A 26,547-nucleotide genomic window follows, 5' to 3' on the forward strand; every position below is an offset into this window, starting at 1 on the left:
GTTATTAACTGAGCGTCTTACAGACGCAAGGACAGAGAGAGACCGAAGTTACGCCCGGGCTGGGTGAAGGCGTCCTTGAACGTCGTGGCGTTCGAGACCCCGCGGATGTCGCTCCACCAGCTGTATTTCTCGTCGAACACGTTGAAGACGCCGACACGGGCCGTGACCTGGTCGTTCATGTTCCAGTATGCGGTCAGGTCCAGCAGGGCGAAGTCGTCGCCGACGTAGCAGCTGCTGACCGCCGGATTGGCGTTGTAGCAGCCGAGGCCGTCGGTATCGGCCGGGTCCTTGGCCTGCGACCAGGTGCCGATGGCCGAGACGCCGTAGCGGCCCTGGGGCTCGTCATAGCCGACGCCGAAGACGACCTTGATCGGATCGATGGTCGGCAGGGCGGTGGTGACGCCGGCGCTGGTGGTGTCGCCCTCGGCGTACGCGAAGGCGAAGCGGGCGTTCACGCCGTTCTCCCACCAGGCGTCGGCGCGGGCCTCGAAGCCCGAGATCTCGACGTCGGTGAAGTTGACGTACTGGTAGACCGCCGGATCGGCCGGGGTGAACGAGCCCGACACCACCTGCTGGGCGATGAAGTCCTCGTAGTCGGTCCTGAAGACCACGGCCTGGCCGGACAGGGCGCCGGCGCCGGGGAGGACGACGTTGCGGACGCGCGCGCCGAACTCGATGCTCTGGCTGGTTTCGGGGCGCAGGTTCGGGTTCGGGATCGAGGTGTAGCCGAAGGCCGGGTTGGAGAAGAAATTGTTCACCTGGCTGGGCGTCGGGGCCTTGAAGCCTTCACCCCAGTTGGCGAACACGCCGAACGTGTCGCCCCACCAGACGGCGCCCAGCTTGGTCGAGAAATGGTCGTCCGACTGGTCGGCGCGGACGCCCGGATACAGCGGGTCGTTGGCGGTCGACAGGTCGTAGCTGTCCCAGCGCACCGCCGGGATGATGCGCAGGGAGTCGTTCAGCAGGCTGATCTCGTCCTGGATGAAGACGCCGGCGAGGACGTAGTCGGTCTTCGGGAAGGCGCTGGTGGGGAAGGTCTCGCCCATCGGCGGGACGGTGCCGCCGCGGACGCCTTCCTGGGTGGTCTCGGACCACTCGCCGCCGAAGGTGATGCGGTTGATGCCGAAGGTGGTGGTGGCGTCTGCGGCGAGGCCGACGACGGCGTTGTCGAAGGTGTTGTCGCGGGTCCGGTCGACGGCCGGGGTGCGGTCCTCGAAGGTGAACTGGCGGCTCTCGGACTGCTGGCCGTAGGCGGTGACCTGGGCGCGATCCAGACCCAGCACCTCCTCGGCGCGCCAGGCCAGGCTGCCGCCGCTGCGGGTGGTGGTGTCGTGGGCGGTCAGCTGCAGCACGGTGGCGGTGCGGCCGCTGAGCACGTCGGCGAACATCTCGCCTTCAAAGTAGTCCCAGGTGGCGCGCAGGCTCTGGCCCTGGGCGAAATTCCAGACGCCCTTGGCGAGGAAGGCGTCGGAGCTGTTCTCTTCCGGGTTGGCCATGGTGCGGGCCGGGCCGGCGCCGCCGACGTCGCCGTTGGTTTCCTGCTCCTGGCTGTCGCGCCCGGTCCAGGCCAGCATGCCGGAGAAGTCGCCGACCTCGCCCGCGATGCTGGCGGCGGTGGTCAGGCCCTGGTCGGCCGAGTTGTAGCCGACGCGGGCGCGGGCGTCGAAGCTCTCGCCCGAGCGGAGCAGGTCGGACGGGTCCCTGGTGGTGAAGGCCACGGCGCCGGCGACGCCGTCCGAGCCGTACAGGGCCGAGGCCGGACCGCGCAGGATTTCGACGCTGCGCATCAGGTCGAGGTCGGCGTAGCCGCCGCGGCCGACGCTCTGGGCGCCGAAGACGAAGCCGTCCGGCACGCGCACGCCGTCGACGATGATCAGCACGCGGTCGCCGCCCATGCCACGGATGGTGAAGCCTTCATTGCGGCCGCGGCCGGTGGTGCCCAGCGCCGCGCCGAAGCGGGCCGGCTGGCTGACGACGCTGACGCCCGGCTCGAAGCGGACGAGGTCCTTGATGTCGGTGGCCAGCATCGCTTCGATCTGGTCCGAGGTGATGACGGTGACCGTGGCGGGGACTTCATCGACCTGGGTGCCGACGCGGGTCGCCAGCACGCTGAGCGGGGCGAGCTCGGTGGGATCCTCGGCCGTCGTCACGGGGCCCGTGGGGCCTTCCAGGGCCAGCGCCGGGGAGGCGGCGACGGTCAGGGCGGCGAGCCCGGCGGTGAGGAGGAGAGAACGCATTCTTATTGCCCCGCTTGAGAGAGGCAGGGCAATTACTGCGAACGATTATCAGACGCAACCGCAATTGTGTCGCGGGTTCAGGTGACGCGGATTTAAGCTGACAGACTCGCCAACCGGGGGTCTTCTGATCGCATCAGGAGGGGCTCCCATGACCATTGATCCCGCGGCCGAGACCGCACGCTGGCTGGCGACGATGTCGCCCGAGGAGACGGCGCGCGCCGTCAGCTACACCCAGGGCGGCCACTGGCTGCTGCTGTGGGGCGCGATCGTCGGGATCGTGGTCGCATGGCTGATCATCCGCCTGGGCTGGCTGAGCGCGATTCGCGACCGGCTGGAGCGCCGCCGCGGACGGCCGGTGCTGGTCTCGCTGGTGGTCGGGATCGTCTATCTGGCGCTGAGCTTCGCGCTGACCCTGCCGTGGGCGATCTATGAGAACTGGTGGCGGGAGAAGCAGTACGGCCTGACCGAACAGCCTCTGACGGGCTGGCTGACCGAGGCGCTGATGAGCGGGGCGATCTCGACCCTGTTCACGGCCCTGCTGCTGGTCGGCATCTACTTCCTGATCCGCCGGGCGCGGCGGCTGTGGTGGATGTGGGCGGCGGGCCTGACGGCGGTGTTCGTGGTGTTCGGCCTGCTGATCTCGCCGATCCTGATCGAGCCCCTGTTCAACACCTACACCCCGGCCCCGAACGGTGAGGTGCGCGACGCCGTGGTCGAGCTGGCCCACAAGACCGGGACGCCGGATGACAAGATCTACATCTACGACGGCTCGAAACAGTCCGACCGCTACACCGCCAATGTCTCGGGTCTGTTCGGCTCGGCGCGGGTGGCGATGAGCGACGTGATGTTCGCCAAGGGCGCGGACATCGCGGAGGTGCGCGGCGTCGTGGGCCACGAGATGGGCCACTATGTGCACATGCATTCGCTCTGGATGACCGGGATCGTGATCATCATGGCGGCGGTCGGCTTCTGGCTGATCGACCTGTTCTATCCGCTGGCCCGGACCCTGCTGGGCGCCAAGCGGGTGGGGGACATCCAGGACCCGGCCGGCCTGCCCGTGCTGGCGGCGATCGGGGTGGTGCTGGGGCTGCTGGCCACGCCGGCGTTCAACACCATGATCCGGACGATCGAGGCGGACGCGGACCACTTCTCGCTGGTTCACGCCAATGAGCCGGACGGCCTGTCGAAGGCGCTGATCAAGACGGCGGAATACCGCGCGCCGTCGCCGTCGGCGGTGGAGGAGTTCCTGTTCTACGACCACCCGTCGGTGGAGAACCGGGTCCGCCGGGCGATGGAGTGGAAGGCGGAGCAGGCGCGGGCGAATAACCGACGGTAGTCGCCGCTCACCTCCCCATCACAGATGGGGAGGGGGACCGCCGGAACGGCGGTGGAGGGGGCGGCACCGGCGGGAGGGATCTGGAGCTCGACAGGCAGATTCCGGCGACGCCCCCTCCGTCACGCCGCGTATTCGCGGCGCGCCACCTCCCCATGGAATGGGGAGGTGAGGTGGGTGGTCAGCCGCCGACCTTCAAACCCGGCCGCTCGTTGTCCCAGATCATGTGCAGGATGGACCACAGGCCGTCGGGGTCGCGGGCCAGCTGGATGGAGTTGATGCCGCGGCGCTCGGGCTCGACGTCGGTCAGGGCCGTGCGGGCTTCGTAGACGCTCCACACGTGTGCCATGTTGCCGAAGATCTCGATGCGGCGGCTGATCTCGACCTCGAAGAAGCCGTTGGCGGCGAAGAAGGGCGTGACGTTGGCCTCGTATTCCTCGCGGCCCATCACGATCATGGTCGGGCGGCCGTCGGCGTCGAGGCCGGTGCGGGCCTGACGGCTCTCGTCGTGGAAGATCTCGCGCTGGGTCGCCCAGTCACGCGGACCGGCCGGGCCCGAGATGCACGCGTACATGGCGTCGACGACCGCCCCGATATCGCTGCGGTCGATGCTCATGCGCGCTTACTCACGAAGACGGTGCCGGCGGAGTAGCCCGCCCCGAAACTGCAGATCAGGCCGGTTTCGCCCGGCTCAAAGCCGTCCTGGTGCAGGTGGAAGGCGATGATCGAGCCGGCGGACGAAGTGTTGGCGTACTCGTCCAGGATGATGACGTTCTCGTGCGGCTCGGGCTCGCGGCCCAGCACCTTGCGGCCGATGAACTGGTTCATGTTGATGTTGGCCTGGTGCAGCCACATGCGCTTCAGACCGGTGGGATCGATGTCGAGTTCGGCGGCGTGGTCGACGATCATGTCGGCGACCATCGGCACCACGTCCTTGAAGACCTTGCGGCCCTGCTGGACGAACATCTTGTCGGTCAGGCCGTTCGACTGGAGCGGCTCGACGGCGTCGGTGGGCAGGGCGGCCTTGTTCAGGAAGCCGAAATTGTTGCGGATGTTGTTGGACATCACGGTCTTCAGCCGCGTGCCGAGGACCTCCCATCCGCCCGGGGCCGCCTGATCCTCGGCCTCGACGATCACGGCCGTGGCCACGTCGCCGAAGATGAAGTGGCTGTCGCGATCCTTGAAGTTCAGATGGGCCGAGCAGATTTCCGGGTTCACCATCAGCACGGCCTTGACCGAGCCCGAGGCGATGAAGTCCGCCGCCGTCTTGATGCCGAAGGTGGCCGAGGAGCAGGCGACGTTCATGTCGAAGGCGAAGCCCTCGATGCCCAGCGCCTGCTGCACCTCGATGGCCATGGCCGGGTAGGGGCGCTGCATGTTCGAGGCGGCGCACAGGACGGCCCCGATCTCCGACACCGGCTTGCCCCAGGCCTTGATGGCCTGTTCGGCGGCCTTCACGGCCATTTCGGCGAGGATCGACAGCTCGTCGTTGGAGCGCGCGGGCAGGTGGGGGACCATCCGCTCGGGATCGAGGATGCCGGTCTTGTCGAGCACGAAGCGCGACTTGATGCCGGACGCCTTCTCGATGAACTCGACCGAAGAGGGGGTCAGTTCGGCGACGTCGCCCTCGGCGATTTCGGCGGCGTGGGCGGCATTGAAGCGCTCGGCGTACGCATTGTAGGCCGCGACCAGCTCTTCGTTCGAGATGGACTGCTCGGGCGTGAAAAGGCCCGTGGCGGCGATGACGGCTTTGGTCACTGGCAGGTCGTCCCTAACACTCGACGCGGGCGCCTCGCTGCTTGAGCGAGCGCCCGTTCTGTTTCTGGACTGACTAGATAGGCGCGTCAGGCGCGCGGGTCGAGACGCGCCAGCGTGCGTTCGGCGGCGACCAGATGCAGGCGCTCCACCATCTGGCCGTCGATCTGGATCGCGCCCCTGCCGACGGCGTCCGGGGCGGCGAATGCTGCGATCACGGCGCGGGCGTGGACGACCTCATCCTCCGAAGGCGCGAAGGCGGTGTGCGTGGGGTCGATCTGCGACGGGTGGATCAGGCTCTTGCCGTCGAAGCCGTACAGGCGGGCCTGGGCGCATTCGGCGGCGAAGCCCTCAATGTCCTTGAAGCGGTTGTAGACGCCGTCGATGGCCAGCATGCCGTAGGCGCGGGCGGTGGCGACCACGGCGGCCAGCCAGGGCTTCAGCGGTTCGCGGTCTGGCGAGGGGCCCGTGCCGAGCATTGCCGCCAGGTCGTTGACGCCCAGCATGAGGCCGCGAAGCGGGCCGCCAGCGTCGGCGATGGCGGCCAGGCGCACGACGGCGCGCGGTGTCTCGATCATGGCCCACAGGTGGGCGCCCTCGGGCATCTGCTCCTGCAGGGCGAGGATCATTTGCGGATGCTCGACCTTGGGGGCGACGATCAGGTCGACGCCGGCTCCTTGCAGGGCCTGCAGGTCGGCCTCGCCCCAGGGCGTGTCGAGGGCGTTGATGCGGACGCCGAGGCGCGGGCCGAAACCGCCGGCCTGGACCGCGGCGACGGCGGCGGCGCGGGCCTCGGCCTTGGCGTCAGGCGCGACCGCGTCCTCGAGGTCGAGGATGGCGACGTCGCACGCCAGCGTCCGCGCCTTCTCGATCGCCCGCGGGTTGCTGGCGGGCAGGAAGAGGACGGAGCGGGTCGGCTTCAGTTCATTCATCGCTGAATCCCTTCATTTCCGCTCATCCCGGCGAAAGCCGGGACCCAGTCCTTTGGATGATCGGCGCCCACCGAGTTCGCATCAACGGCAATCCCCAGCCAGCCTGCCTCACAAAAGAACCGGGTCCCGGCTTTCGCCGGGATGAGCGGTTTGAAAATTGGCTCAGACCCGGCCCGTCACCGGCAAGAGCGCTCCCGTGATCGCGCGGCTTTCTGGCGAGGCGAGGAACAGCATGACGCGGGCGAGGTCGGACGGCTGGACCCATTTGGTCGGGTCGGCGTCGGGCATGTCGGCGCGGTTCTGCTCGGTGTCGAGGATCGAGGGCAGGACGGCGTTGACCGTCACCGAGGTCTTCTTGAGCTCCTCGGCCAGGGCCTCGGTCATGCGGTGCAGGCCGGATTTGGAGGCGGCGTAGGCGCCCATGCCGGCGGCGGCCTTCAGCGCGCCGTTGGCCCCGACGTTGACGACGCGGCCCTCGTCCGACTGCTTCAGGTGGGGCAGGGCGGCGCGGGTGGCGTTGGCCGCGGTGGTCAGGTTCAGGGCGAACATCCTGTCCCACGCCGGTTCGGCGTCGTCGAAGGTCTGCCAGACGAAGCCGCCGGCGACGTTCAGCAGGGCGTCGAGACGGCCGAAGTGGGCGACGATGGCGTCGATGGCTTTCGCGGCGCTCGCCGGGTCGGTCAGATCGACGCCGCCCAGCTCCAGCACGCCCTCAGGGACCGGCAGGCCCTTCGCATGATCGATGACGGCGACCTTGAGCCCGTCGGCCACGGCGGCCTTGACCACGGCGCAGCCGAGCACCCCGTGCCCGCCCGTGATTGCGATGACCCGATCCGACATGGCGTCCTCCCTGTTCGGCGGACGGCTTAGCAGATGATCAGGCTGCGAACACCTTGCCGAGCAGCCGCTCCAGCGCCCCGGCGTCGACCGCGTCGAAGGCGGCCTTCTCGGTGGCGTCGATGTCGAAGACGGCGATCAGGGCGCCCGAGGCGTCGAGCACCGGCACGACGATCTCGCTGGCCGAGCGGCTGTCGCAGGCGATGTGGCCGGGGAAGGCGTGGACGTCCTCGACGATCTGGGTCTGGCGGGTCGAGGCGGCGGTCCCGCAGACGCCCCGGCCGAACGCGATTCGCAGGCAGCCCAAGGTGCCCTGGTAGGGGCCGACGACCAGTTCGTCAGACTTCGTCAGGTCGACGACGTAGAAACCGGTCCAGAAAAACACGGGGAAGGCGTCCGCCAGCATCGACGAGACCGTCGCCATGCGCGCGCCAAGGTTGGGTTCGCCGTCCAGGACGGCCAGAATCTCGGCCTCGACCTCGGCGTAGCGGGTGGCCTTGTCGGCGGGGCGATCATCGCGGGCGACATAGGCCATGGACGCAGACTCCGGTGGGCGGGCCGCCGGATATAGGTGCCCGCGCTCAAACTGGCGAGGGGCCTGGTAATTCCCCGGAGAGGGGAATCGCAACCCGCTGATTCCGGTGGGGAACTCAGGAAGCGTCACAAAATGGCCAGTATCCGGCAACGCTTTGTCGCAAAACGGCGTTAACCTTGACAGGACCTTAACTGGACCGGACTGTCACGGTTGCGCAAAGGTTAACGGGCTTAAGGGCGGGAACGCCCGTTCAGGGTGTGCGAGGGGAGTATGGGCGACAGCGAATCCACACAGGACGGACGCTCGGCCTTCGCTCGCTCGCGCGGGCCGGTGGCGATCGCCGCCATCGCCGGCGTGCTGGCGGTGACGGCCGTCGCCATGGCCTCGTGCGGCGACCGCGGCGGCGTGCGCTTCTGGCAGGGCGACGACGCCCGCTCGAACAGCTGCCCGCGTCCGGCGTCGATGACCGGATCGGAATTCAACGCCCAGGAATCGGGTCTGCGCGCGCTTCGCCGCGCCGCCTTCCAGGGTGATTTCTTCGCCCAGCTGGAGCTGGGCGGCCGCTACAGCGCGGTGCGGGCGACCGACAAGAACATCGAGGATCCGATCGAAAGCGCCACCTGGTACGCCATGGCGCTGGCCAACGACGAGGGCTACGCCCCGATCAACCGCGTCAATCGCGGCGGCCTGGGCGGCTGGAAGCCGCTGTCGCGGTACGACGACTGCCGCGCGTTCGAGCGGCACTCGGCCTACCAGAAGCTGGACCGCGTGCTCTCGACCATGACCCGCGAGGAGCAGGAAGCGGTCCGCGACCGGGTGATCTATGTGCTGTCGACCCAGGACGCCGAGGGCTATCGCACCCTGGCCCGCCTGCACGACGGCCTGTACGGCCCGTTCGGCGAGCCCGAGGACAACCGCGAGGCCCGCGAGGCCTGGGGCAAGGGCAACGGGAACAACGGCAACGACCAGCGCCGTCGCCGCGGCTATGTCGCCGCCACCAACCTGTTCCAGCGCAACGACGTCGACGCCTACCTCTATAACTATCTGGCGGTGCAGACCGGCGACGTCGGCGCCTATGTGCTGATGCGCGATTTCGAGCGCTCGGCGCCGAGCCGGGCCGGCTACCAGCGCTTCGTCGAGGTCAAGGCGCGCCAGTGGACGCCGCCGTTCGAATTCTATCCGAACACCGCGCCGCAGTCGGGCGTGCCCTTCTCGGACGAAAGCCGTCCGCGCGGCGACGCCTATGAATACGCCCTCAGCCGGATGGGCAGCGAACTGCCGTTCATCCACGTCGGCCGGGCCCTGCGCTATCTCGGCGTGACCGATACGGCGGCCCAGCGGCCGGAAGACCTGTCCAAGCGGCAGATCGAGACGCTGGAGGCCATGCTGGGCCATCCGATGGAAGGCCGGCTGTCCTACGTCGAGCGCGTGCGCGCCATCCAGCTGGCGGCGATCAACGGTTCGTCCGAGGCGCAGCTGGTGCTGGCCGTCATGTACGCCGAGGGCATCGGCCTGCCGGCCGACTACGCCCGCGCCTTCAAATGGTTCGAGGAGGCGGCCCGTCAGGGCAGCCCCGAGGCCAAGTTCGCCATGTCCAGCTACTTCGCGCTCGGCGTCGCCGGCGTGGCGGATCAGGACAAGGCCCAGGCTGTGGTCCTGCGCATCGAGTCCGCCCTGTCCGGTTTCGGCCCCTCGGCCGGCCGCCTGCAGGCGGTCCTCGCCCAGGTTTCCCGTTCGCAGCGCCGCTAAGGAGGGCGTGAACCCATGTCGATCCGTACTCGCTTCGGCCTGATCGGCGGCGTCGCGGTGATCGCCGCGGCGGTCGCCGGCTTCGCCCTCACGGACGCGCCGCCTGCCTATGCGCAGACCGCCGCCAAGGTGGAGAGCCAGACGCGGCCGAACTTCGGCCTGCTGCTGGATCCGCCCGCGCGCAGCTATCGCAATCGCGGTTCGCACCGGCGCTACGACTATCGCAGCCACCGCCCCGACTGGAACCCCGGCTATCCGCCGCTGCGTCCGGGCGGCGAGGAGGTGGTGCTGGTCGACTGCGGCGGCAATCCGGGCACCGGCGCGGTCGAGGATGCGGTTCGCCGCGTGCGGCCGGGCGGCACCCTGATCATCCGTTCGCGGGCGGGCGCCTGCGTCGGCTGGCTGAACATCGACAAGCCGATGACCATCATCGGCGAGGGCGGCTTCGATCCGCGCGACTGGGCCCGCCAGTCCGAACCGACGCTGCAGGCCCCTGACGGTCTGCCGTGCATGACGGTGTCGCAGGGCGTCCGCGTCGAGATACGCGACATGGTCTTCGCCTCGCCCCGCGCCGGCGACGCCGCCTGCATCGTCGGCTACGGCGCCGAGATCGTCATGAACCGCGTCGGCTTCCGCCATGCGGGCGACGAGGCGGCGATCTACGCCGACGGCGGTCTGCTGGATATCCGCAACGCCGTGCTGGACGCCCAGACCATCGCCCCCGCCATCGTCGCCGACGGCGCGGTGCTGAACGCCTGGGAGCTGACCGTGACGGGCGCGCAGTCCGGCATGGAGGTCGTGCCGGGCGCCGGTCAGGTGTCGCGCATCGCCGCCACGACGATGAAGGGCACCGGCGCGCCGAACGCCTTCGGTCCGCGCTCGATCGGCCTGATCGTCCGCTCCGGCCGCGAGTACGGCCGGGTCGAGGTCGACAACACCGCCATCTGCGGCTTCGTCGAGGGCGTGGTGGTCGAGGGCGCTTCGGTGTCCGTGGCCAACAGCCGCGTCTGCCGCTCCGACAAGGGCGTGGTGCTGTACAGCGGCGAGCTGAGCCTGACCGATACGCGGGTGCGCGCCTCGACCGTGGGCGTCGCCGCCGCGGCGGGCCATGCGGTGATCATCGACAACGTCTTCGCCGGTGTGCGCGAGGTCATCTATCGCGAGCCGCGCGCCAGCGTCGAAGCCCGCGGCAACCGCGTCTGGTCGCAGCATGTCTGCCGCCCGCAGTTCCGCGATCGCTACCGCGGCCGCTACGAGCCTTACTGGCGTCCGGGCGACGGCTGGAGCTGCTCGAACAACCCCTATCCGCGCGACTGGTGGGCGGACGAGGACGGCATGCTGGGCGTCGAATACGTCGACGACGGCTACCGTCTGGACGGCTGGGACGACTACCAGGACGGCAACGGCTGGTACGACCGTGACGGCCGCTACATCCGCAACGACCGGTATCGCGGCGAGGATCGCTGGGGAGGTCGCTGGGGCCGCTAAGGCCCCGGGTGCGGCGTCGCGCCGTGCCAAAATGCGACAATATCCCCAAAACTGATGATTAAGGTCGCTTGTGTAACCGTCTAGCTTCACGTGCTTGAAAGACGCCGCTTCCGCTCCGCGTATCGGGGGGACGGGGGCGCGGGGGAACTATGAACGCACTTTTGAAGCTCGCCGAGGAGGCGCGGCCCGAGGGCCTGCAGCCGCACTCGGTCGCCGAAGCCTATTTCACGGACTGGGCCGGGAAGTTCGCCATTCCGACCGTGCTGATGACGCTGGACCAGAAGATCCTCTGGGCCAATCGCGCCGCGCTGGACATGGTCGAACGGGCCGAGGACTTCTGCGTCGTCAACGGCGTGTTCACCTGCGCGGACAAATCCCAGGCGAGCGAGTTCCGGGCGTTCGTGGAGAAGGTCACCCATCGGGACGCCTGGGTGTACCAGGCCGCCGAGGACCGCCACATCATCGCTCGCGCCGAGGCGTTGCAGCCCGAGGGCGAGCCTCCGGGCGTGGCCCTGATGCTGATCGCCGCCCAATCCGAGGACCGCTACGTCTGGGCCGACCTGATCAAGGCCTTCGGTCTGACCAAGTCAGAGGCCGTCGTCGCGCGCCGGATGGTGGGCGGGGCAGGGGCCGAGGCGATCGCTGAAACGCTCGGAGTCTCCATCGAGACGGTGCGCACGCACATCCGACGACTCTACGCAAAGTTGTCCATCAATAGCCGCGAGAAGTTGTTTGCCGTCATCAGCCGCTTCCGCATCGGCTGATTTCGACGGGAGCCCGTACGATCTTTCGGACGCGTGAGATAAAAAAGCCGAGCGAATACAACGTCGCTCTAGCTTTGCGAGAGAAACCGCTGGTATATTAAGTGGTTAAGATACGTCCCGCTGGTTGAAAGTAACGCGGGTCACCAAATGTGGGGACGCAATCCCGATACGCGCAAAGGTAATGTGGCGTTAAGGAAGCGTTAAGCTTCTGACTCGGGGGAAGGGCGGGAAGCCGCCGTTCATACAAAATCTGAAGACGACGACTGGGGTCCGGTTCCGACCGTCCGCCAGCCGCAGTCGGCGATCCCGATCCGGGTGCCGCCGCCCTCCGTGGCGACGGCGTCCACCTGTTCGCGCGCCGGTTCGCCGGAGCAGGGGTCGCTCGACCTCGTCACTCTAGACCGGCTCGCCGGTCGCCAAACCGGGCCCCCGCCGGGCCAGATATTGGAGACTACTCTATGAAGCGCATGCTTATCGCCGCCTCGGCTCTGGCCATGATCGCCAGCCCGGCCTTCGCCCAATCGTCGGACAGCGCAACTGTCAACCTGACCGCCTCGGTTCAGCCGCTGTGCTCGATGGTCGCCGGCGACTCGTCGTTCGACATCAACACCGTTCCGGCCAACGCCGGCTCGATCGTCGACGCCGACGGCACCCTGAAGGCCAACACCTCGGTTCCGGCCGCCCTGAGCGCCTTCGCCGGCCCGGCAGCCAGCCAACTGACCGCCTGGTGCAACGGCGTCAGCTCGTCGGTGACCCTGGAAGCCGATGGCCTGTCGAACCCGGCCGCCGCCGGTGACACGGACTTCGTCAACTACGTCGATCTGTCGCTGACCGGCTGGCAGGTTGACGGCATCACCATCCCGACCGTCACGACGTCGAACGGCAACACCGCCAGCAGCGGCGCCATCCCGACCAACCGCGTCTTCTCGGGCAGCTTCGACGGCAACATCGCCTTCGTCGACACCGGCAAGAAGCTGGTTTCGGGCGGCTACACGGGCTCGTTCAAGATCTCGATCGCCGCGAACTAAGCACCACACCGTCAGGTCGGGCGGACCCCCGCGGTCCGTCCGGCCTTTCGGCTTTTCCAACGGCCACTGCAGGCCGCACCTGGAGACTACGTCATGAAGCGCATCGCCCTGGCCGCTACGGCCCTCAGCCTGATCGCCGCCCCGGCCTTCGCCGGCGACGTCACCGTCAACGCCAGCGTCACCGCCGTCTGCAGCGTCGCCAATCCGAGCCAGACCCTGGACATCGGCGAGATCGCCGTCGACGCGAACGGCGACGTCGCCTCGCAGTCGTCCACGCATCACTTCGGCAACATCTGGTGCAACGGCAGCAGCAACACGATCACCGTTTCGGTCGAGCCGCTCGAGAACGCCCAGGCCGTGGTCGACACCTATTCGTTCACCAACCAGGTCGAGTTCCAGCTGACCACCAGCAACCCGGGCCTGCCGATGACCTGGCACACCGTCTCGAACCCGACGGTGACCGTGACGGACATCCCGGCCTTCGAAACCGGCACCGGCGCCTACGACCAGTTCACCATCACGACCGTCGCGGGCTCCAAGCGCCCGATCGCCGGCGACTATTCGGGCGCGATCCGCCTGACGATCACCCCGGGCATCTGAGCCCTTCGCAGCCCATCCCGTCGACAGTCCAGGAAGCCAGATGAACCAGTCCTTCGCATCGCTGACCGTAGCCCTTGTGGCGACGGCGACGCTTGCGTCGGCGGGTGCGGCTTCGGCCCAGTCCTTCGCGGCCGCCGATCTGGCCGCGTTCGGTCCGGGCTACAGCGCGTCTGACGCGCCGCTGGGCGCGCCGACCGAGCTGCGGATCGACCTGCGCGGTCGCATCGAGGCGCGTTGCGAACTGGTGACCCCGCCGGCGGCGATGACCCAGCTGCACCTGACCGATCCCGGCCAGGCCCAGGCCAGCTTCGCCCTGGACTGCAATACGCCCTTCGTCCTGCGGGTCCGTTCGAACCACGGCGGCTTCACCAACGAAGAAGCCTCGGTCGGCGTCGAGCCCGTGCTGCCCTACGAAGTGGCGGTCGAGGTCGAGACCGACATGGGCCGCCAGGATCTGGGTTGGTGCGAGGCCGCGGCCCTCACCGACACGCCCGACTCGGCCTGCATCTACGCCCCGACCGCCGCAGAGCGCGGCTGGTCGTCGGGCGAGGCCACGGCCATCGGCCAGCGCGGCTCGCTGCGTCTGCGCTGGACCGAGAACCAGTCGGAGCGTCCGCTGCTGGGCGCCTACCAGGACACCGTCGTCATCGAACTGGAGGTCCGCTCGTGATCCTCCGCGCCCCGAATTTCCGACGCCGCCCCGGCGATGCGTCCACCGAAATCGTTCCGCTCGTCGGGACATACGAGGAGAAGGCTGTGAAAACCCAAATGCTTTGCGCCATCGCGCTTGGCGTCGCGGCAATCGGCGGCGCCGCGGCGGCCCAGGACAGCGACTCGGTCAATGTCACCTCCACCGTGACGGCCCGCTGCGCGGCCCTGAACGATGCGTCCGCGCCGCTGGCGCTGGGTGAACTGGTCCAGTCGGGCACGGGCGAAGTCGTCTCCGTGTTCGCCGGAACCACGACCAGCTATTCGGTGCCGGGTTACTGGTGCAACGCGCCGGCCAACCTGACCCTGGCCGCCACGCCGCTGCAGAACGTCGACGTCGTCGACGACGGCGGCGACCCCTCCTTCACCACCCGCGTCGACTACACCGCCAGCCTGGTGTGGGACGATGTGAACCGCACCAAGAACACGGCGGTCGCCGGCGATGAGGTCTTCAGCACCTCGGAAGCCAACATCGGCGCCCTGACCCTGTCGGTCTCCAGCCCCACGGCCGTCGGCCGCCCGGTGGCCGGCGACTACGCCGGCTCGGTGACCCTCACCATCGCCCTGCTGCCCTGATGAACCGGGAACCCAGCACCATGAACCGCAAACTCTTCGCCGCACTGACCGCCAGCGTCCTGTGCCTCGCCCCGGTCGCCGCGCATGCGCAATCGTCGGACTCCGCGACCGTCAGCCTGTCGGCCGACGTCGAGGAACAGTGCGTCCTCGGCTCGCCGTCGCTGACCACCCTCAGCCTCGGCGACATGACCGGCCCGGACGGCAAGCTGACCTCCACGATGACGGGCGCCTCGGCGCTGGTCTCGGCCCAGATCGACAACGCCTGGTGCAACGCGCCCAGCACGCTCTCGGTGAACGCCGAAGTGCTGAGCATGGGCACGTCGGCGCCGGCCTACGCCACGCCCGCCGGCTTCTCGCGCCTGCTGACCTATGACGCGGCCGTCTCCGGCTGGCCGTCGCCGGTCGTCGACTCGCCCGTCAACGGCGACACCGGCGTCTCGACCGCAGCGGTCGGCGCCCACGCGGAATCGCTGCTGCTCGAGATCTCGGGCCTCGACACCCTGAACTCGGCCGGCACCGCCGTCGCCTCGGGCATGGTCGTCGAAGCCGGCACCTACTCGGGCGCCATCGTCCTCTCGCTCAGCATCAACCCCTGATGTCACGCGTCGCCCCGGTCCAACTCCTGACGGTTCTGGCCATGGCGGCCGCGGTTTCGGCCGCCGGCTCCGCTATGGCCCAGGACCAGCAGACCGTGACCGTAACGGGTGACGCGGAGAAGGTGTGCACCCTCGGCCAGCCGACGCAGGCCGACGGCGCCCTGGTCAATTTCGACACGCCCTCGGGCTCGGTCTTCGCGGTCACCCGCCTGGCCGATCCGGACAGCTTGTCGACCCGGGCCGCCAACATGACGCTGGGCATGCCGGCCATGTGCAACGGCGTGCACCGGGTGGCGATCGCCAGCGACAACAACGGCCTGTGGCGCCAGGGCGCGGGCGCCCAGCCGGCCGGCTTCGGCTCGGCGGTTCCGTACAAGGCCAACCTTGTCTGGGCCGACCAGCAGTACCGCATGAACGCCGACGCCAGCACGCGCGGCTTCGTCCAGGAACAGGTCATCATCGGCCGCCCGGCGACCGGCGACCTGCTGATCGAGTTCGCCATCGACGCCGGCGCGACCAACGCCGGATCCGGCGCGCCTCTGGTGGCCGGCGACTATTCCGACGTGCTGCGCGTGACGGTGGAGCCCCAGTGATGGCCCTTCGCACCCTCATTCCCGCGATCGTCCTGGCCGCGACGGCCGGACTGGCCCTGCCGGCGGCTGCACAGCAGACCGTCGACGGCTCGGCCGAGATCCAGGCCACCTTCCGCGGCGTGGTGCCCGGCGGTTGCCGCATCAGCAATCCGACGGCCCAGACCAGCGACAACGCCCAGGTCTCGACCGTGTCGCCCGGCTCGGCCGACATTTCGATCAACCGCCTCGTCACCGACGACGGCGAGGTGATCGGCTCGACGGTGGTCCTGGTGCTGCCGGCGGCCTGCAACCAGGCCCACACCATCAACCTGAACAGCCTGCACGGCGGGCTGCAGGGCGACGGTCCCGAGCTGACCGGCGGGCCATTCCGCTCGAACGTACCCTACGCCGTCACCGTGTCGTGGGCGGGCGGAACGCAATCCTTCGCGACCGAAAACGGCGCGCTGTCGTTCGCCATCGGCGATGCGGCGGCCGGACCGGTCACCGTAACCATCGAGATTCCGTCGGGAGGCGCGCCGCTCGCGGCCGGCTCCTACTCCGACGAACTGGTCCTCGAACTCGGCGCGGCCGGGTGAGGGATCAGCCAATGTTCAAACGCAACAGCATGACCGCCAACGGAGGCCCGGCCTCCGGCAGCCTTCGGGACCCAGGGACGCGAACCATGAAAAGCACCATCGGCCTCATCACCGCCATCGCCACGGTCGCCGTCGCCTCGTCGGCGCTGGCCCAGGACCCGCAGAACGTCACCGTCTCGGGGGTCGCCGAAAAGATCTGCACCCTGCCGGCCAGCTGGGCGTTCGTGTCCGGCGCCGCCGGCGCCGCCGGCAGCCAGTTCAGCGGCAACACCTGGACCATTCCGGAAACGGCCTTCGCCGACGGCAGCTCACAGGCCGTGACCGGCTCCGAGTACGCCATCCGCATCCGCGGCACCGGCTCGTGCAACGCCTCGCACACCATCCGCCTGCAGAGCTCGCGCGGCGGCCTGCGCGCCGGCGACGTGTCGGCTCCGGTCCCGGCCGGCTTCGCCAACGGTCGTCCGATCCGTTACGAGGCCTACTGGAGCGGCGGCGTCGGCGGCGGCGCCTTCGGCCCGCAAACGGCCCTGACGGCGAGCACGCCCGGCCAGCAGTCGAACCTCACCAACTATGTGGTCAGCGGCTCGCTGGCTCCTCCCGGGGTGCGCACCTTCGACCTGCGCCTGGGCATGAACCGCGGCGCCCTGGCCGCGCCGCTGGTCGCCGGCGTCTATTCGGACACCGTGACCGTCACCATCACCCTGGCGCCGTAGTTGCTGGGACGCGGGGACGTGTTGAATATCAGGACAGTTCTTGGAGCCGCGGCGCTCGTTCTCGCGGCTGGGCCGGTTATGGCCCAGTCGGGCGGAAGCGTGCCTCCCAGCTGCACCCTGGACGGCAGCTGGTCGGCGGTCAGCGTCGGCGGCGGCGCCGTGCTTTCGCAATTCGCGGGCGGCGGCTGGGCCGTGCCTGAAACCCTGCTGGTCGACGGTCAGGGCTATGCGCGCAATTCCGGCACGCCGGCGATCCGCGTCATCACCCAGGGCGACTGCAACACCTCGCACACCATCCGCGTCAGCAGCCAGAACGGCGGCCTGCGTCGCACCGGCGGCGCCGCGTCCGGCTTCCTGGCCGTTCGCTCGATGCAGTACACGGCCCAGTGGCACCAGAGCCAGAACGGCTCGGCCGGCGGCGCGAACATGGGGCCCAACGTGACCCTGACGACGTCGGGAACGCCCGGTCAGTCGGTGGTCGGAACCTACACCGTCTCGGGATCCCTCCCGGCGCCGGGCGACAACCGCCGCTTCGATCTGCGCATGCAGCTCAATCCCGCGCCGGGCTCGCAAGTCATGATGGCCGGCGAGTACGCCGATGTCGTCACCATCACACTCTCGGTCCTCTGACCGGGTGAACGGAGACCAGTAATGCGTCGTATCCTCGCCAGCCTGGGCGTCGTCCTCGGCCTGTTCATCGTCTCGGCGGTCGCCGCCATGACGGTGCAGCCGGTCGTCGTCGACATGAAGATGACGGGGCGCGAGATGAGCGCCCCCGTGCGTGTCGAGAACAACGGCCCCAACCCGCTGCCGGTCGAAATTCGCATCGTCGAGACCGACTTCGGTCCGGACAGCGTCCGCGCCTCGGACCGTCTGAGCGAGGACGTCGTCGCCTTCCCGCCGCAGGCCATCATCCCGCCGGGCGAGACCCAGGTCTTCCGCCTGCAGTACCTGGGCGATCCGGGCTCGTTCAAGAGCAAGCACTACTACGCCGAAGTGGCCCAACTGCCGGTCGAGCTGCCGGAAGGCCAGTCGGCGATCCAGATCCTCTACAATTTCCAGGTGATGGTGAACGTCGCCTCGCCGATCGGCGGCGACCCGGTCCTGACGATCGAGGACGCCTCGGTGGTCCAGAACGACGCCGGCAAGAACGTGATCGCCTTCACGGTCCGCAACGCCGCCCGCAACTACGGCTACCTCAGCGCCAACCGCCTGACCTTCGTGTACCGCGACGCCGCGGGCCAGGAAGTCCTGCGTCGCACCCTGACCAGCAACGACATCCAGCAGATGATCGGCTTCGGCCTGGTCGGACCGGAAATGTCGCGCCGCTTCATCTCGCCGATCGAGGTCGATACCGCCGACGGCAAGGCTGAAGTCTCGCTCGCCTCCTCGCGCGGTCGATGAACTGATGTTTGCCGGGGGGCGTCTGAATCTACTGGCCAAGGGGGCCTGCCTGACGGCGGTGGTCGCGCTCAATGCGCCCGCCCCGGCGTCGGCGGCCGCCATCTATGACACCTTCACCACCGGCGCCGAGCTGGGTGGCGAACCGCCGTGGGCGATGCTGCCCGTCTACACCGCCGTGGTCGCCATCGACCGCGACGGGGCCGACGTCAGCACCCCTTCGGCGCCGTGGTGGGCGACCCCGACGACGGCCAGCGTGCGCTCCATCCAGGAACAGGCCGCGCCACGCATCAATCCGTCCGGCCGGACGGTGACGATGATCGTCCCGCTGAAGGACGCCGAGATCTATCTGGGCGACATCGAGGTCCAGGTCGGCGCCGACGACACCATCCAGGTGTCCGCCGCCCAGGCCTTCGAACTGCTGTCGCGCGGACTGGACCCGAGCGCGCTGGAGCCGCTGCGCGCCGTGGCCGATCCGGGCGTCTTCGTGCCGCTGGACCGGTTCTCCGCCGCGGGCCTGCCGCTGAACTTCAATCCCCGCACGCTCGAGCTGGTGATCGACATCCCGGCCGCGGCGCGCGGACGCCAGTCGATCGGCCTGGCCGATCTGGACCGCGAGCTGTACGGCGACTTCACCGCTCCGGCGATGTTCTCGGCCTACGTCAATCTGCGCGGCGCGGTCGACTATGTGCACCAGGGCCCGGCCGACAACGGCTTCGGCGAGGGCCTGGTCGTGCTGGACGGCGCGGCCCGCTTCGGCAGCATCGTGCTGGAATCCGAAGGCGCCTGGGACGGCGGCGACAGCCAGTTCCAGCGCGACGGCACCCGTTTCGTCTACGACGACACCCAGAGGCTCAACCGCTGGACGGTCGGCGACCTGCAGACCCAGACCCGCGGCTTCCAGGGCGTGCAGGACGTCGCCGGCGTCGGCGTCGTGAAATCCTATTCGCTGATGGATCCGCAGCGGAACATCGTCCCGCGCGGCGGCCGCAGCTTCACCCTCGACCGCGAGTCGACGGTGGACGCCTACATCAACGGCCGGTCGATCCGGACCATCCGGCTGCAGCCGGGCACCTACGACCTGAACGACTTCCCGTTCGTCCAGGGCTCGAACGACGTCGACCTGATCATTTCGGACAGCACCGGCCAGCGCGAGACCATCTCGTTCTCGCTGTTCATCGACCGCACCCAGCTGTCGCAGGGCCTGTCCGAGTACGGCTTCTACGGCGGCGTGCGCAGCGAACGCGCCGGCGGCGATATCGAATATTCCGACGACCTGGTCGCTACCGGCTTCTACCGCCGCGGCGTCAGCGACACCCTGACCCTCGGCGCCAACTTCCAGTACGCGGAGACCGGCTCGGTCGCCTCGTCGATGGTCGCGGGTGAAGCGGTCTGGGGCTCGCCGATCGGCACCTTCGGCGCGGACGTCGCGGTCAGCGACAATGACGCAGTCGGCGGGGGCTGGGCCGCCAACGTGTCGTTCGAACGCCTGATCCAGGATGCGGGCGGCGGCTTCTCGCTGCTGGCCACCCTTGAGGCCCGCAGCCGCCGCTTCGGCGCGCCGGGTCTTCTGGCGCCTGACAACCCCTATGAGATGACGGCCTCAGTCGGGGTGAACAAGTCGTTCGGCGACTCCGCCTTCGCGGGCGTGCAGCTGCGCTACGCGGCCGGCCGCGGGAACACCGAGGACCAGCAGTCTATCCGCGTCAGCTACGGCCAGCGGATCACCGAGAACACCAACATCATCCTCGACGCCGACTGGGCGGACGGCGGGTTCGCCGACGGTCTCGGCTTCCGCGTCGCCCTGGTCCATCGCTTCGGCGACACCGGCTCGGTCCGCGCCGAATACGACAGCGAGAGCGAGCGCGGCCGCCTGGGCTACCAGACCTCGGGCGGACGCGGCGTGGGCGCCTGGAGCGCCACGGCCAACGTCGACATGGACGACAGCGTCAGCGGCCTGAACGCCGCCGCCTCCTACGCCGCCAACCGCGCGGACCTGGGGCTGGCGCACACCACGGCCTATTCGCAGACGCTGGACAGCATCAGCGACCAGCGCACCTCGCTGCGCGCCGCCACCGGCATCGCCTTCGCCGACGGCCGGTTCGCGGTCGGCCGCCCGGTGTCGGACGGCTTCGTCATCGTCGAGCCCTACAAGGGCGCGCGCAACGTCATGATCGAGGTCGAGCCTTCGCCCGACGGCTTCTACGCCCGCTCGGGCGCGATGGGGCCGGCCCTGTACGGACAGGTCACCGCCTATTCGCCGCGCTCGCTCGCCTATGACGCGCCCGAGGCGCCCGCAGGCTTCGACGTCGGCCAGGGAGCGGTGCGCATCCTGCCGCCGTATCGCGCAGGCTATCTGGTCACCGTCGGCTCCGACTACGGCGTCACCGCCATCGGCCGTCTGCTGGACGGTCAGGGCCAGCCGGTGCCGCTGCTGGCGGGCGTGGCCATCGAGCAGGGCGGCGAAGGTCGCCGGGTCGAGGTCTTCACCAACCGTCAGGGCACGTTCGGCGCTTCGGGCCTCAAAGCCGGGCGCTGGCGGATCGAGCTATCGGGAGACAACCCATTGGCGTACGATCTGATCGTCCCGGATGCGCCGGACGGCGTCGCCCGGGTCGGCGATCTGCGACCGGCGTCATAGGAGCTACCCCCGTGAAAAGCGTCTTCATGATCAGCCTTTCGGCGGCCGCCCTGTGGGCCGGAACCGCCGCGGCCCAATGCGCCAACGTCGAACCGGTCATCGCGCCGCAGGTCCGTCTGGATCCACTGGACGCCGCCGGTCCCGGCGAACTGATGCAGCCTCTGGTTCTGTCGTTCCACCGGGCGGGCGTCGACACCTCGGCGGTCACGATCCGCTACCAGATCGTCGACGAGGACTCGTTCGTGGTCTCGCGCGTCGGCCTGTCGCAGGGCCCGCAACTGGTGTGGCAGTCGTCGGATTCGACGCGCGACATCGGCGCCTTCCGGAGCGAGGCCTATCCGCTGCTGCGCACCGGCCAGGTGACGCTGGGCGAGGACGACCAGTCCGTTCAGGCCCGGCTGTTCATGCGCCTGACCGACCTGCGCTCGGACCTGTCGTCGGGCGTCTATCGCGAGCAGTACACGGTTCGCTACTGGTGCGGCGACGCCGACCAGGCCAGCCTGCCGTACGAGGCCCAGGGCGCAATCGCCGTCTCGGTCGCCGTGCCCAACGTGCTCAGCGCCAACATCGCCGGCGCGTCCACGCGCGGCGAGATCGATTTCATGGATTTCGCCGTCCGCGAACGCGAACTGCAGGTCTCGGTCCGCAGCACGGGTCCGTACCGCGTCACGGCGCGCAGCCAGAACGGCGGCGTCATGCTGCGCGACAACCTGCGCGGCGCCGGTGATCAGGCGGATCGCATCAACTACGACGTCACCTTCGACAACGCGGCCCTGTCTCTGGACGGCGCCGGCGGTCAGCCGATGCCGCGCGCGGGTCTGCTGGGGCGCCAGTTCTCGCTCGGCGTGACCGTCGGGGACGTGGCCGCCAATCGCGCCGGCGATTACGCCGACACGATTTTCCTGACCCTGTCGCCGGTCAACTGACCGCGGGCGCGGATCAGCTCTTGGCTTCGATCCGCAGGCCCAGCGACGAGAACCGCTCCGGCTGTTCGCCGAGGTCCAGCGCGACCGAAAGCTGACGCAGGTCGGGGTGCGAGGAGTCCGTCAGGACCGTCTCGCCGCCGGCCGACAGCGGGATGCGCTGGCCGTCCGCGATCAGGGCTGCGCCCTCCAGATCCGACGGGTGGCTGACCACCACGCGATAGCCGCGCGGCGCGTTGCAGAACTCGCTGGCGACGCCGAGCTGGGCGACACCTTCCTCGTCCGGCGCGCTCATCGAATTGCTGAGCTGCACGCGGCACAGCACCGGCACGATGCCGAAGATGCGGAACGTGGTGCTGGCGCGGTTGGAGCCGCTGTGGGCATGAGCCGAAGCGCCCACCATCGCCATCACCGCAGCCAACACGGCCGCCTTCTTGAACTTCACCACCATCAGTCGCCCTCCGGACGTTGTTATTTCCTGATGTGTACGGCGGGTCCTCTTAAGGTTGCGCGAGCAGGCATGCTTTCCGAGACGTCACCGCTTCGTGCCCAAAGAGTTAATGGGGGCGGGCCGTTCCGGGGCTAGTGCTTCAGGCCTAGAGGTCGGGGGAGGGTGGTAGGCGCGGCAGGACTCGAACCTGCAACCAGACCGTTATGAGCGGTCGGCTCTAACCATTGAGCTACGCGCCCTCCGTGGCGGCAGTTCCGCCTAGCAGGCGGCCCGGCGGCTTGCCAAGCGCCATCGCGGCGCCGCCGACCTGTCGGCGATTTCACGCCGATGAACGATTCCTGCCAAAGCAGCCCCGTCCTCGTTCAGGCGTTCAAGGCCAAGGTTCGAACACGGTCGCTCGACACGGCGATCGTAAGGATCGTTCGCTTCCCCCAACGGAGTCTCCCCATGCCCCGCACCGCCGCCGCTGCCCTGCCGGCCTTGTCCAATCGCGCCCTGATGATCGGCGGCGCCCTGATGGCCGCCGCAGCCCTGACGGTGGCCGCCCCCGCCGCCCACGCCCAGTCGCAGCCGCAAGGCGGCGCGCCCCTGACCGTCCAGGCGGTGACCGAGCGTCCGTCGCTGAACCTGTCGGCCTATGGCGAGGTGAAGGTCGTGCCGGACATGGCCACCATCAGCTTCGGCGTGGTCACCGAGGCGGCCACCGCCGCCGAGGCCATGAGCCAGAACGCCGCACGCATGAACCAGGTCATGGCCGCCCTGCGCCGCGCCGGGATCAGCGAGCGCGACGTGCAGACCTCGGGCCTGAACCTGTCGGCGCAATACGACTACGTCCAGAACGAGCCGCCGCGTCTGCGGGGCTACCAGGCCAACAACCGCGTCACGGTGGTGATCAACGACATCAGCAAGGTCGGTTCGACCGCCGACGCCGTGGTCGCCGCCGGGGTCAACCAGATCGACGGCATCGGCTTCGGCCTGAAGGATCCGTCGGCGGCCGAGAACCAGGCGCGCCAGCTGGCGGTCCGCAATCTGCAGGCCAAGGCGGCGGTCTACGCCCAGGCCCTGGGCGTCGATCTGGGCGGCATCCGTTCGCTGACCGAAGGCGGCGGCTACAGCCCGCGTCCGCCGATGCCGATGTACGCGCGCGCCGAAATGGCCATGGACGCCGGCAACACCCCGGTCGCCGCCGGCGAACTGACGGTGCGGATCGATATCACCGGCATCTACGACCTGAACCGCTGAGGTTGAGGCAAGCGCCCCGGTTCGTTCGCGGACCGGGGCGTTTCTATTCGGCGTTCCGCGCCAGCATCAGGGTGACGCCGAAATTCAGGCCATAGCAGATGCCCAGCATCGCCAGCGTCGCCACCGGCCCCTCGTTGATGAAGAACAACGGCAGGCTCCACGGCAGGGCCAGAATGCGCGCGGGCAGGAAGGTCAGGGCGTCGACCGGCTGACCCAGGAAGGCCAGCCCTGCCGGCGTCGCCATCATCAGCGCGACCGCCCCCGCCACCGCGTAGGCGATGAACAGCGTCCACCAGAATGTGCGCACGACACGGCTCATCGCAGGTCCTCCGCCGGGAAGGGGAGGCCGGAGCTGGGCCGGCGTCAAGCCGTGATGGGTGAGCGGATGGCCGTCGGCCGGTCGATCAGGCGGCGTGCTTGATGTCGTTGTTGTCGTCCAGCAGCACCACGGTCGGCGACCACTGACGGGCTTCTTCCTGCGGCAGCTGGCCGTAGGTGACCACGATGACCTTGTCGTTCTTCTGCACCAGCCGGGCCGCGGCGCCGTTGACGCCGATGACCTTCGAGCCGCGGGGGGCTTCGATGGCGTAGGTTGTGAAGCGAGCGCCGTTGGTGATGTTCAGCACATCCACCTGCTCGTGCGGGAAGATGCCCGCCGCATCCAGCAGGTCGGCGTCGATGGCGATCGAGCCTTCGTAGTCGAGATCGGCCTGGGTCACCGTGGCGCGGTGAAGTTTGGCCTTCATAAGCGTGACCAGCATGGGGAGTGCGGTCCGGACATGACGCGGGGCGATCGGCCCCCGCTCGCAGACGGCTCATATAGGGATTTCGGGGGCCGCCATCAATCATCTCTGTTGCGGCGCAGCGAACGGTTGTTGCGGCGCGTTCGCCCGTTACGCGACGTTCATTTGACGCGAGGCTTCACCGTTCTATGGTTGCAACCTGGGCCACCACCGGCCCGCGCTCCCGGACGGCGTCCAACCCTATGAAGCAGTTCTTCCTGACCATGGGCGGCGTGTTCGCCGGTCTGTTCCTGTTCCTCATCGTCGTGCCGTTCATCCTGATCTCCATTGCGATCAGCTCGGCCACGTCGCGGGAGCCCGCGCCGGCGCATACGGTGCTGGAACTGGACCTGCGCGAGGGCCTGACCGACCAGACGCCGACCAATCCGTTCGCCATCTTCGGCGGCGGCGGGCTGTCGACCATGCAGATCGTCGACACCCTGGCCCAGGCCGAGGACGACAGCCGGGTGAAGGCGCTTCTGATCCGTCTGCCGGAGGCCGGCGTCACGCCCGCCGCCGCCGACGAGATCCGCCAGGCCATTCGCCGCTTCCGCCGCTCGGGCAAGGTCGTCATCGCCCACAGCCAGGGCTTCCAGCCGGTGGGCACGACTGTCTCCAGCTACATGATCGGCGCCTCGGCGTCGGAGTTGTGGATGCAGAACACCGCCAGCTTCCAGCTGACCGGCTTCTCGGCGGACGCGATCTTCCTGCGCCGCGCTTTCGACAAGTTCGGCGTCGAGGCCGAGTTCGAGCAGCGCTACGAGTACAAGAACGCCGTCAACGAATACACGCAGAGCGACTTCACCCCCGCCCACCGCGAGGCGATGACGGCGTGGATGACCTCCATCTATGACAGCGCCCTGGCCAACGCCGCCCAGGACCGCAAGACCACCCTGCCGGCCCTGAAGGCGACCATCGAGGCCGGTCCGTACTCCTCCGGCCAGGCGCTGCAGCGCCGCCTGATCGACAAGATCGGTCACGTCGAGGAGGCCGAGAACGAGATCAAGCGTCGCGCCGGCCGCGGCGCCGAGATCATGGACTTCCACGACTACGCCGCTTCGCAGGGCGAGCGCACCGGCTCGGGCTCTGACGCCATCGCCATCGTCGGCGGCGAGGGTGCGATCATGACCGGCCGCGGCGGCGGCGCCGATCCGTTCGGCAGCGGCTCGGCGATCATGTCCGACGACACGGCCGAGGCCATCTACGACGCCATCGAGGACAAGTCGGTGAAGGCCATCGTCTTCCGCGTCTCGTCGCCCGGCGGCTCGCCGGAAGCGTCGGAGCAGATCCTGGCCGCGGTCCGCGCCGCCAAGGCCGCCGGCAAGCCGGTGGTGGTGTCGATGGGCGACTACGCCGCGTCGGGCGGATACTGGATCAGCTCGGAAGCCAGCTGGATCGTGGCGCAGCCCTCGACCCTGACCGGCTCGATCGGCGTGTTCGGCGGCAAGTTCGTGCTGGCCGACGCGCTGGGCCGCTTCGGCGTCGACATGCGCAACCTGACGGTCGGCGGCGAGTACTCGGACGCCTTCTCTCCGTCCTCCAGCTTCACCCCTGCCCAGCGCGCCGCCTTCGCCGCCCAGATCGACCGCACCTACGAAGAGTTCGTGGCCCGCGTCTCGACCGGCCGCCGTCTTCCGCCGGCCCGCGTGCGCGAGATCGCCCGCGGCCGCGTCTGGACCGGCGCCCAGGCCCATCGCATCGGCCTGGTCGACCAGTTGGGCGGTCTGGAAGAGGCGCTGGCCAAGGCCAAGCAACTGGCCCGCATCGACGCCGACGCCAATGTCCGCCTGAAGCGCTATCCGCAGCCGAAGTCGCCGTTCGAGGCCCTGTCGCGCATGTTCGGCGTGTCGGGCGAGGCGGCGCAGGTTCTGGTGGGCATCGGCGGGGTCATGAACGACCCCGCGGCCGAAGCGACGGTTCGCCGCATCCAGACCGACCGCGCCCGCGCCAGTGGGGCTTCCGTGCTGGCCGAGCAGCCATATTGAGCGGTAGCGGACACCTAGGCGTGAAGGGGTAGTTCATTGACCCTTCATCGCGATGGACCGACATTGGAGCTTCGGCGTTGTTCGCAGCGCCAGTGAGGTAACG

General features: G+C 68.9%; 27 protein-coding genes and 1 tRNA gene. 18 read left to right on the forward strand and 10 right to left on the reverse strand.

Translation table 11 applies throughout. The features are described 5' to 3' along the window. Positions 1 to 17: 17 nt before the first annotated feature. Positions 18 to 2,237: a TonB-dependent hemoglobin/transferrin/lactoferrin family receptor gene (locus GGR12_RS05805; protein WP_183203399.1), complete on the reverse strand. Its 2,220-nt coding sequence runs from the start codon at positions 2,235 to 2,237 to the stop codon at positions 18 to 20. 148 nt (positions 2,238 to 2,385) lie between these two features. Here GGR12_RS05805 and GGR12_RS05810 point away from each other — a divergent pair, with 148 nt between their 5' ends. After that, the gene (locus GGR12_RS05810; RefSeq protein WP_183203400.1) at positions 2,386 to 3,573 is read left to right on the forward strand and encodes a M48 family metallopeptidase; all 1,188 of its coding nucleotides are present in this window, start codon (positions 2,386 to 2,388) and stop codon (positions 3,571 to 3,573) included. Positions 3,574 to 3,751: 178 nt separating this feature from the next. Here GGR12_RS05810 and GGR12_RS05815 read toward each other — a convergent pair whose 3' ends face one another. The 5 genes from GGR12_RS05815 to GGR12_RS05835 form a co-directional block, all read right to left on the reverse strand. Beyond that, positions 3,752 to 4,186, reverse strand: coding sequence for a Cif family virulence factor (locus GGR12_RS05815; RefSeq protein ID WP_183203401.1), 435 nt, complete (start codon positions 4,184 to 4,186; stop codon positions 3,752 to 3,754). After that, complete coding sequence (locus GGR12_RS05820; protein WP_183203402.1) at positions 4,183 to 5,328, reverse strand: beta-ketoacyl-ACP synthase III; 1,146 nt, start codon at positions 5,326 to 5,328, stop codon at positions 4,183 to 4,185. The genes GGR12_RS05815 and GGR12_RS05820 overlap by 4 nt, the downstream gene beginning before the upstream one ends. Before the next feature lie 86 nt (positions 5,329 to 5,414). After that, positions 5,415 to 6,257 carry an HpcH/HpaI aldolase/citrate lyase family protein gene (locus GGR12_RS05825; RefSeq protein ID WP_183203403.1) on the reverse strand — a complete coding sequence of 281 codons (843 nt, stop codon included), beginning with the start codon at positions 6,255 to 6,257 and terminating at the stop codon, positions 5,415 to 5,417. Between the two features lie 162 nt (positions 6,258 to 6,419). Then, the gene (locus GGR12_RS05830) at positions 6,420 to 7,097 is read right to left on the reverse strand and encodes an SDR family NAD(P)-dependent oxidoreductase (protein WP_183203404.1); all 678 of its coding nucleotides are present in this window, start codon (positions 7,095 to 7,097) and stop codon (positions 6,420 to 6,422) included. Between the two features lie 37 nt (positions 7,098 to 7,134). Then, on the reverse strand, positions 7,135 to 7,629 hold the full coding sequence (locus tag GGR12_RS05835) for a GAF domain-containing protein (RefSeq protein ID WP_183203405.1): 495 nt from the start codon (positions 7,627 to 7,629) through the stop codon (positions 7,135 to 7,137). A 270-nt stretch (positions 7,630 to 7,899) separates the two neighbouring features. Here GGR12_RS05835 and GGR12_RS05840 point away from each other — a divergent pair, with 270 nt between their 5' ends. From GGR12_RS05840 to GGR12_RS05910, 15 genes are all read left to right on the forward strand, one after another. Further along, positions 7,900 to 9,378 carry a tetratricopeptide repeat protein gene (locus GGR12_RS05840; RefSeq protein WP_183203406.1) on the forward strand — a complete coding sequence of 493 codons (1,479 nt, stop codon included), beginning with the start codon at positions 7,900 to 7,902 and terminating at the stop codon, positions 9,376 to 9,378. Positions 9,379 to 9,393: 15 nt separating this feature from the next. Then, a complete protein-coding gene (locus tag GGR12_RS05845) occupies positions 9,394 to 10,866 on the forward strand; it encodes a hypothetical protein (protein WP_183203407.1) in 1,473 nt (490 codons plus the stop codon). 149 nt (positions 10,867 to 11,015) lie between these two features. Next, positions 11,016 to 11,630 (forward strand): helix-turn-helix transcriptional regulator, encoded by a 615-nt coding sequence (locus GGR12_RS05850; RefSeq protein ID WP_183203408.1) that lies wholly within the window; start codon positions 11,016 to 11,018, stop codon positions 11,628 to 11,630. 458 nt (positions 11,631 to 12,088) lie between these two features. Next, positions 12,089 to 12,658, forward strand: a complete 570-nt coding sequence (locus GGR12_RS05855; RefSeq protein WP_183203409.1) for a hypothetical protein — start codon at positions 12,089 to 12,091, stop codon at positions 12,656 to 12,658. A gap of 93 nt (positions 12,659 to 12,751) precedes the next feature. Beyond that, positions 12,752 to 13,258, forward strand: a complete 507-nt coding sequence (locus tag GGR12_RS05860; RefSeq protein ID WP_183203410.1) for a hypothetical protein — start codon at positions 12,752 to 12,754, stop codon at positions 13,256 to 13,258. Positions 13,259 to 13,298: 40 nt separating this feature from the next. After that, positions 13,299 to 13,928, forward strand: a complete 630-nt coding sequence (locus tag GGR12_RS05865; RefSeq protein ID WP_183203411.1) for a hypothetical protein — start codon at positions 13,299 to 13,301, stop codon at positions 13,926 to 13,928. 86 nt (positions 13,929 to 14,014) lie between these two features. Continuing rightward, positions 14,015 to 14,542: a hypothetical protein gene (locus GGR12_RS05870; RefSeq protein ID WP_183203412.1), complete on the forward strand. Its 528-nt coding sequence runs from the start codon at positions 14,015 to 14,017 to the stop codon at positions 14,540 to 14,542. A gap of 20 nt (positions 14,543 to 14,562) precedes the next feature. After that, the gene (locus tag GGR12_RS05875; RefSeq protein WP_183203413.1) at positions 14,563 to 15,138 is read left to right on the forward strand and encodes a hypothetical protein; all 576 of its coding nucleotides are present in this window, start codon (positions 14,563 to 14,565) and stop codon (positions 15,136 to 15,138) included. Beyond that, positions 15,138 to 15,731, forward strand: coding sequence for a hypothetical protein (locus GGR12_RS05880; RefSeq protein WP_183203414.1), 594 nt, complete (start codon positions 15,138 to 15,140; stop codon positions 15,729 to 15,731). Before GGR12_RS05875 ends, GGR12_RS05880 begins: the two co-directional genes overlap by 1 nt. Continuing rightward, complete coding sequence (locus GGR12_RS05885) at positions 15,731 to 16,306, forward strand: hypothetical protein (protein WP_183203415.1); 576 nt, start codon at positions 15,731 to 15,733, stop codon at positions 16,304 to 16,306. Before GGR12_RS05880 ends, GGR12_RS05885 begins: the two co-directional genes overlap by 1 nt. An 86-nt stretch (positions 16,307 to 16,392) precedes the next feature. Further along, positions 16,393 to 17,019: a hypothetical protein gene (locus GGR12_RS05890; protein ID WP_183203416.1), complete on the forward strand. Its 627-nt coding sequence runs from the start codon at positions 16,393 to 16,395 to the stop codon at positions 17,017 to 17,019. Positions 17,020 to 17,118: 99 nt separating this feature from the next. Continuing rightward, positions 17,119 to 17,649: a hypothetical protein gene (locus GGR12_RS05895; protein WP_183203417.1), complete on the forward strand. Its 531-nt coding sequence runs from the start codon at positions 17,119 to 17,121 to the stop codon at positions 17,647 to 17,649. A gap of 21 nt (positions 17,650 to 17,670) precedes the next feature. Beyond that, positions 17,671 to 18,423, forward strand: a complete 753-nt coding sequence (locus GGR12_RS05900; protein ID WP_183203418.1) for a molecular chaperone — start codon at positions 17,671 to 17,673, stop codon at positions 18,421 to 18,423. Between the two features lie 4 nt (positions 18,424 to 18,427). After that, positions 18,428 to 21,061 carry a fimbrial biogenesis outer membrane usher protein gene (locus GGR12_RS05905; protein WP_183203419.1) on the forward strand — a complete coding sequence of 878 codons (2,634 nt, stop codon included), beginning with the start codon at positions 18,428 to 18,430 and terminating at the stop codon, positions 21,059 to 21,061. Positions 21,062 to 21,072: 11 nt separating this feature from the next. Continuing rightward, a complete protein-coding gene (locus GGR12_RS05910) occupies positions 21,073 to 21,987 on the forward strand; it encodes a hypothetical protein (protein ID WP_183203420.1) in 915 nt (304 codons plus the stop codon). Positions 21,988 to 22,000: 13 nt separating this feature from the next. On the opposite strand, the gene GGR12_RS05915 is transcribed toward GGR12_RS05910, so the two are convergent. Then, positions 22,001 to 22,435 (reverse strand): hypothetical protein, encoded by a 435-nt coding sequence (locus GGR12_RS05915; RefSeq protein ID WP_183203421.1) that lies wholly within the window; start codon positions 22,433 to 22,435, stop codon positions 22,001 to 22,003. Between the two features lie 163 nt (positions 22,436 to 22,598). After that, positions 22,599 to 22,674 (reverse strand) — tRNA-Ile (locus GGR12_RS05920). Between the two features lie 208 nt (positions 22,675 to 22,882). On the opposite strand from GGR12_RS05920, the gene GGR12_RS05925 reads away from it, so the two are divergent. Then, positions 22,883 to 23,677 (forward strand): SIMPL domain-containing protein, encoded by a 795-nt coding sequence (locus tag GGR12_RS05925; RefSeq protein WP_183203422.1) that lies wholly within the window; start codon positions 22,883 to 22,885, stop codon positions 23,675 to 23,677. A gap of 43 nt (positions 23,678 to 23,720) precedes the next feature. On the opposite strand, the gene GGR12_RS05930 is transcribed toward GGR12_RS05925, so the two are convergent. Continuing rightward, a complete protein-coding gene (locus GGR12_RS05930; RefSeq protein ID WP_183203423.1) occupies positions 23,721 to 23,996 on the reverse strand; it encodes a hypothetical protein in 276 nt (91 codons plus the stop codon). 85 nt (positions 23,997 to 24,081) lie between these two features. Further along, a complete protein-coding gene (gene panD / locus GGR12_RS05935; protein WP_183203424.1) occupies positions 24,082 to 24,438 on the reverse strand; it encodes an aspartate 1-decarboxylase in 357 nt (118 codons plus the stop codon). Positions 24,439 to 24,662: 224 nt separating this feature from the next. Between panD and sppA the strand changes: the two genes are divergently transcribed. Continuing rightward, complete coding sequence (sppA, locus tag GGR12_RS05940) at positions 24,663 to 26,444, forward strand: signal peptide peptidase SppA (RefSeq protein WP_183203425.1); 1,782 nt, start codon at positions 24,663 to 24,665, stop codon at positions 26,442 to 26,444. Positions 26,445 to 26,547 lie beyond the last annotated feature (103 nt).

This window comes from Brevundimonas lenta (assembly GCF_014196335.1).
GTDB classification, from domain to species: Bacteria; Pseudomonadota; Alphaproteobacteria; order Caulobacterales; family Caulobacteraceae; genus Brevundimonas; species Brevundimonas lenta.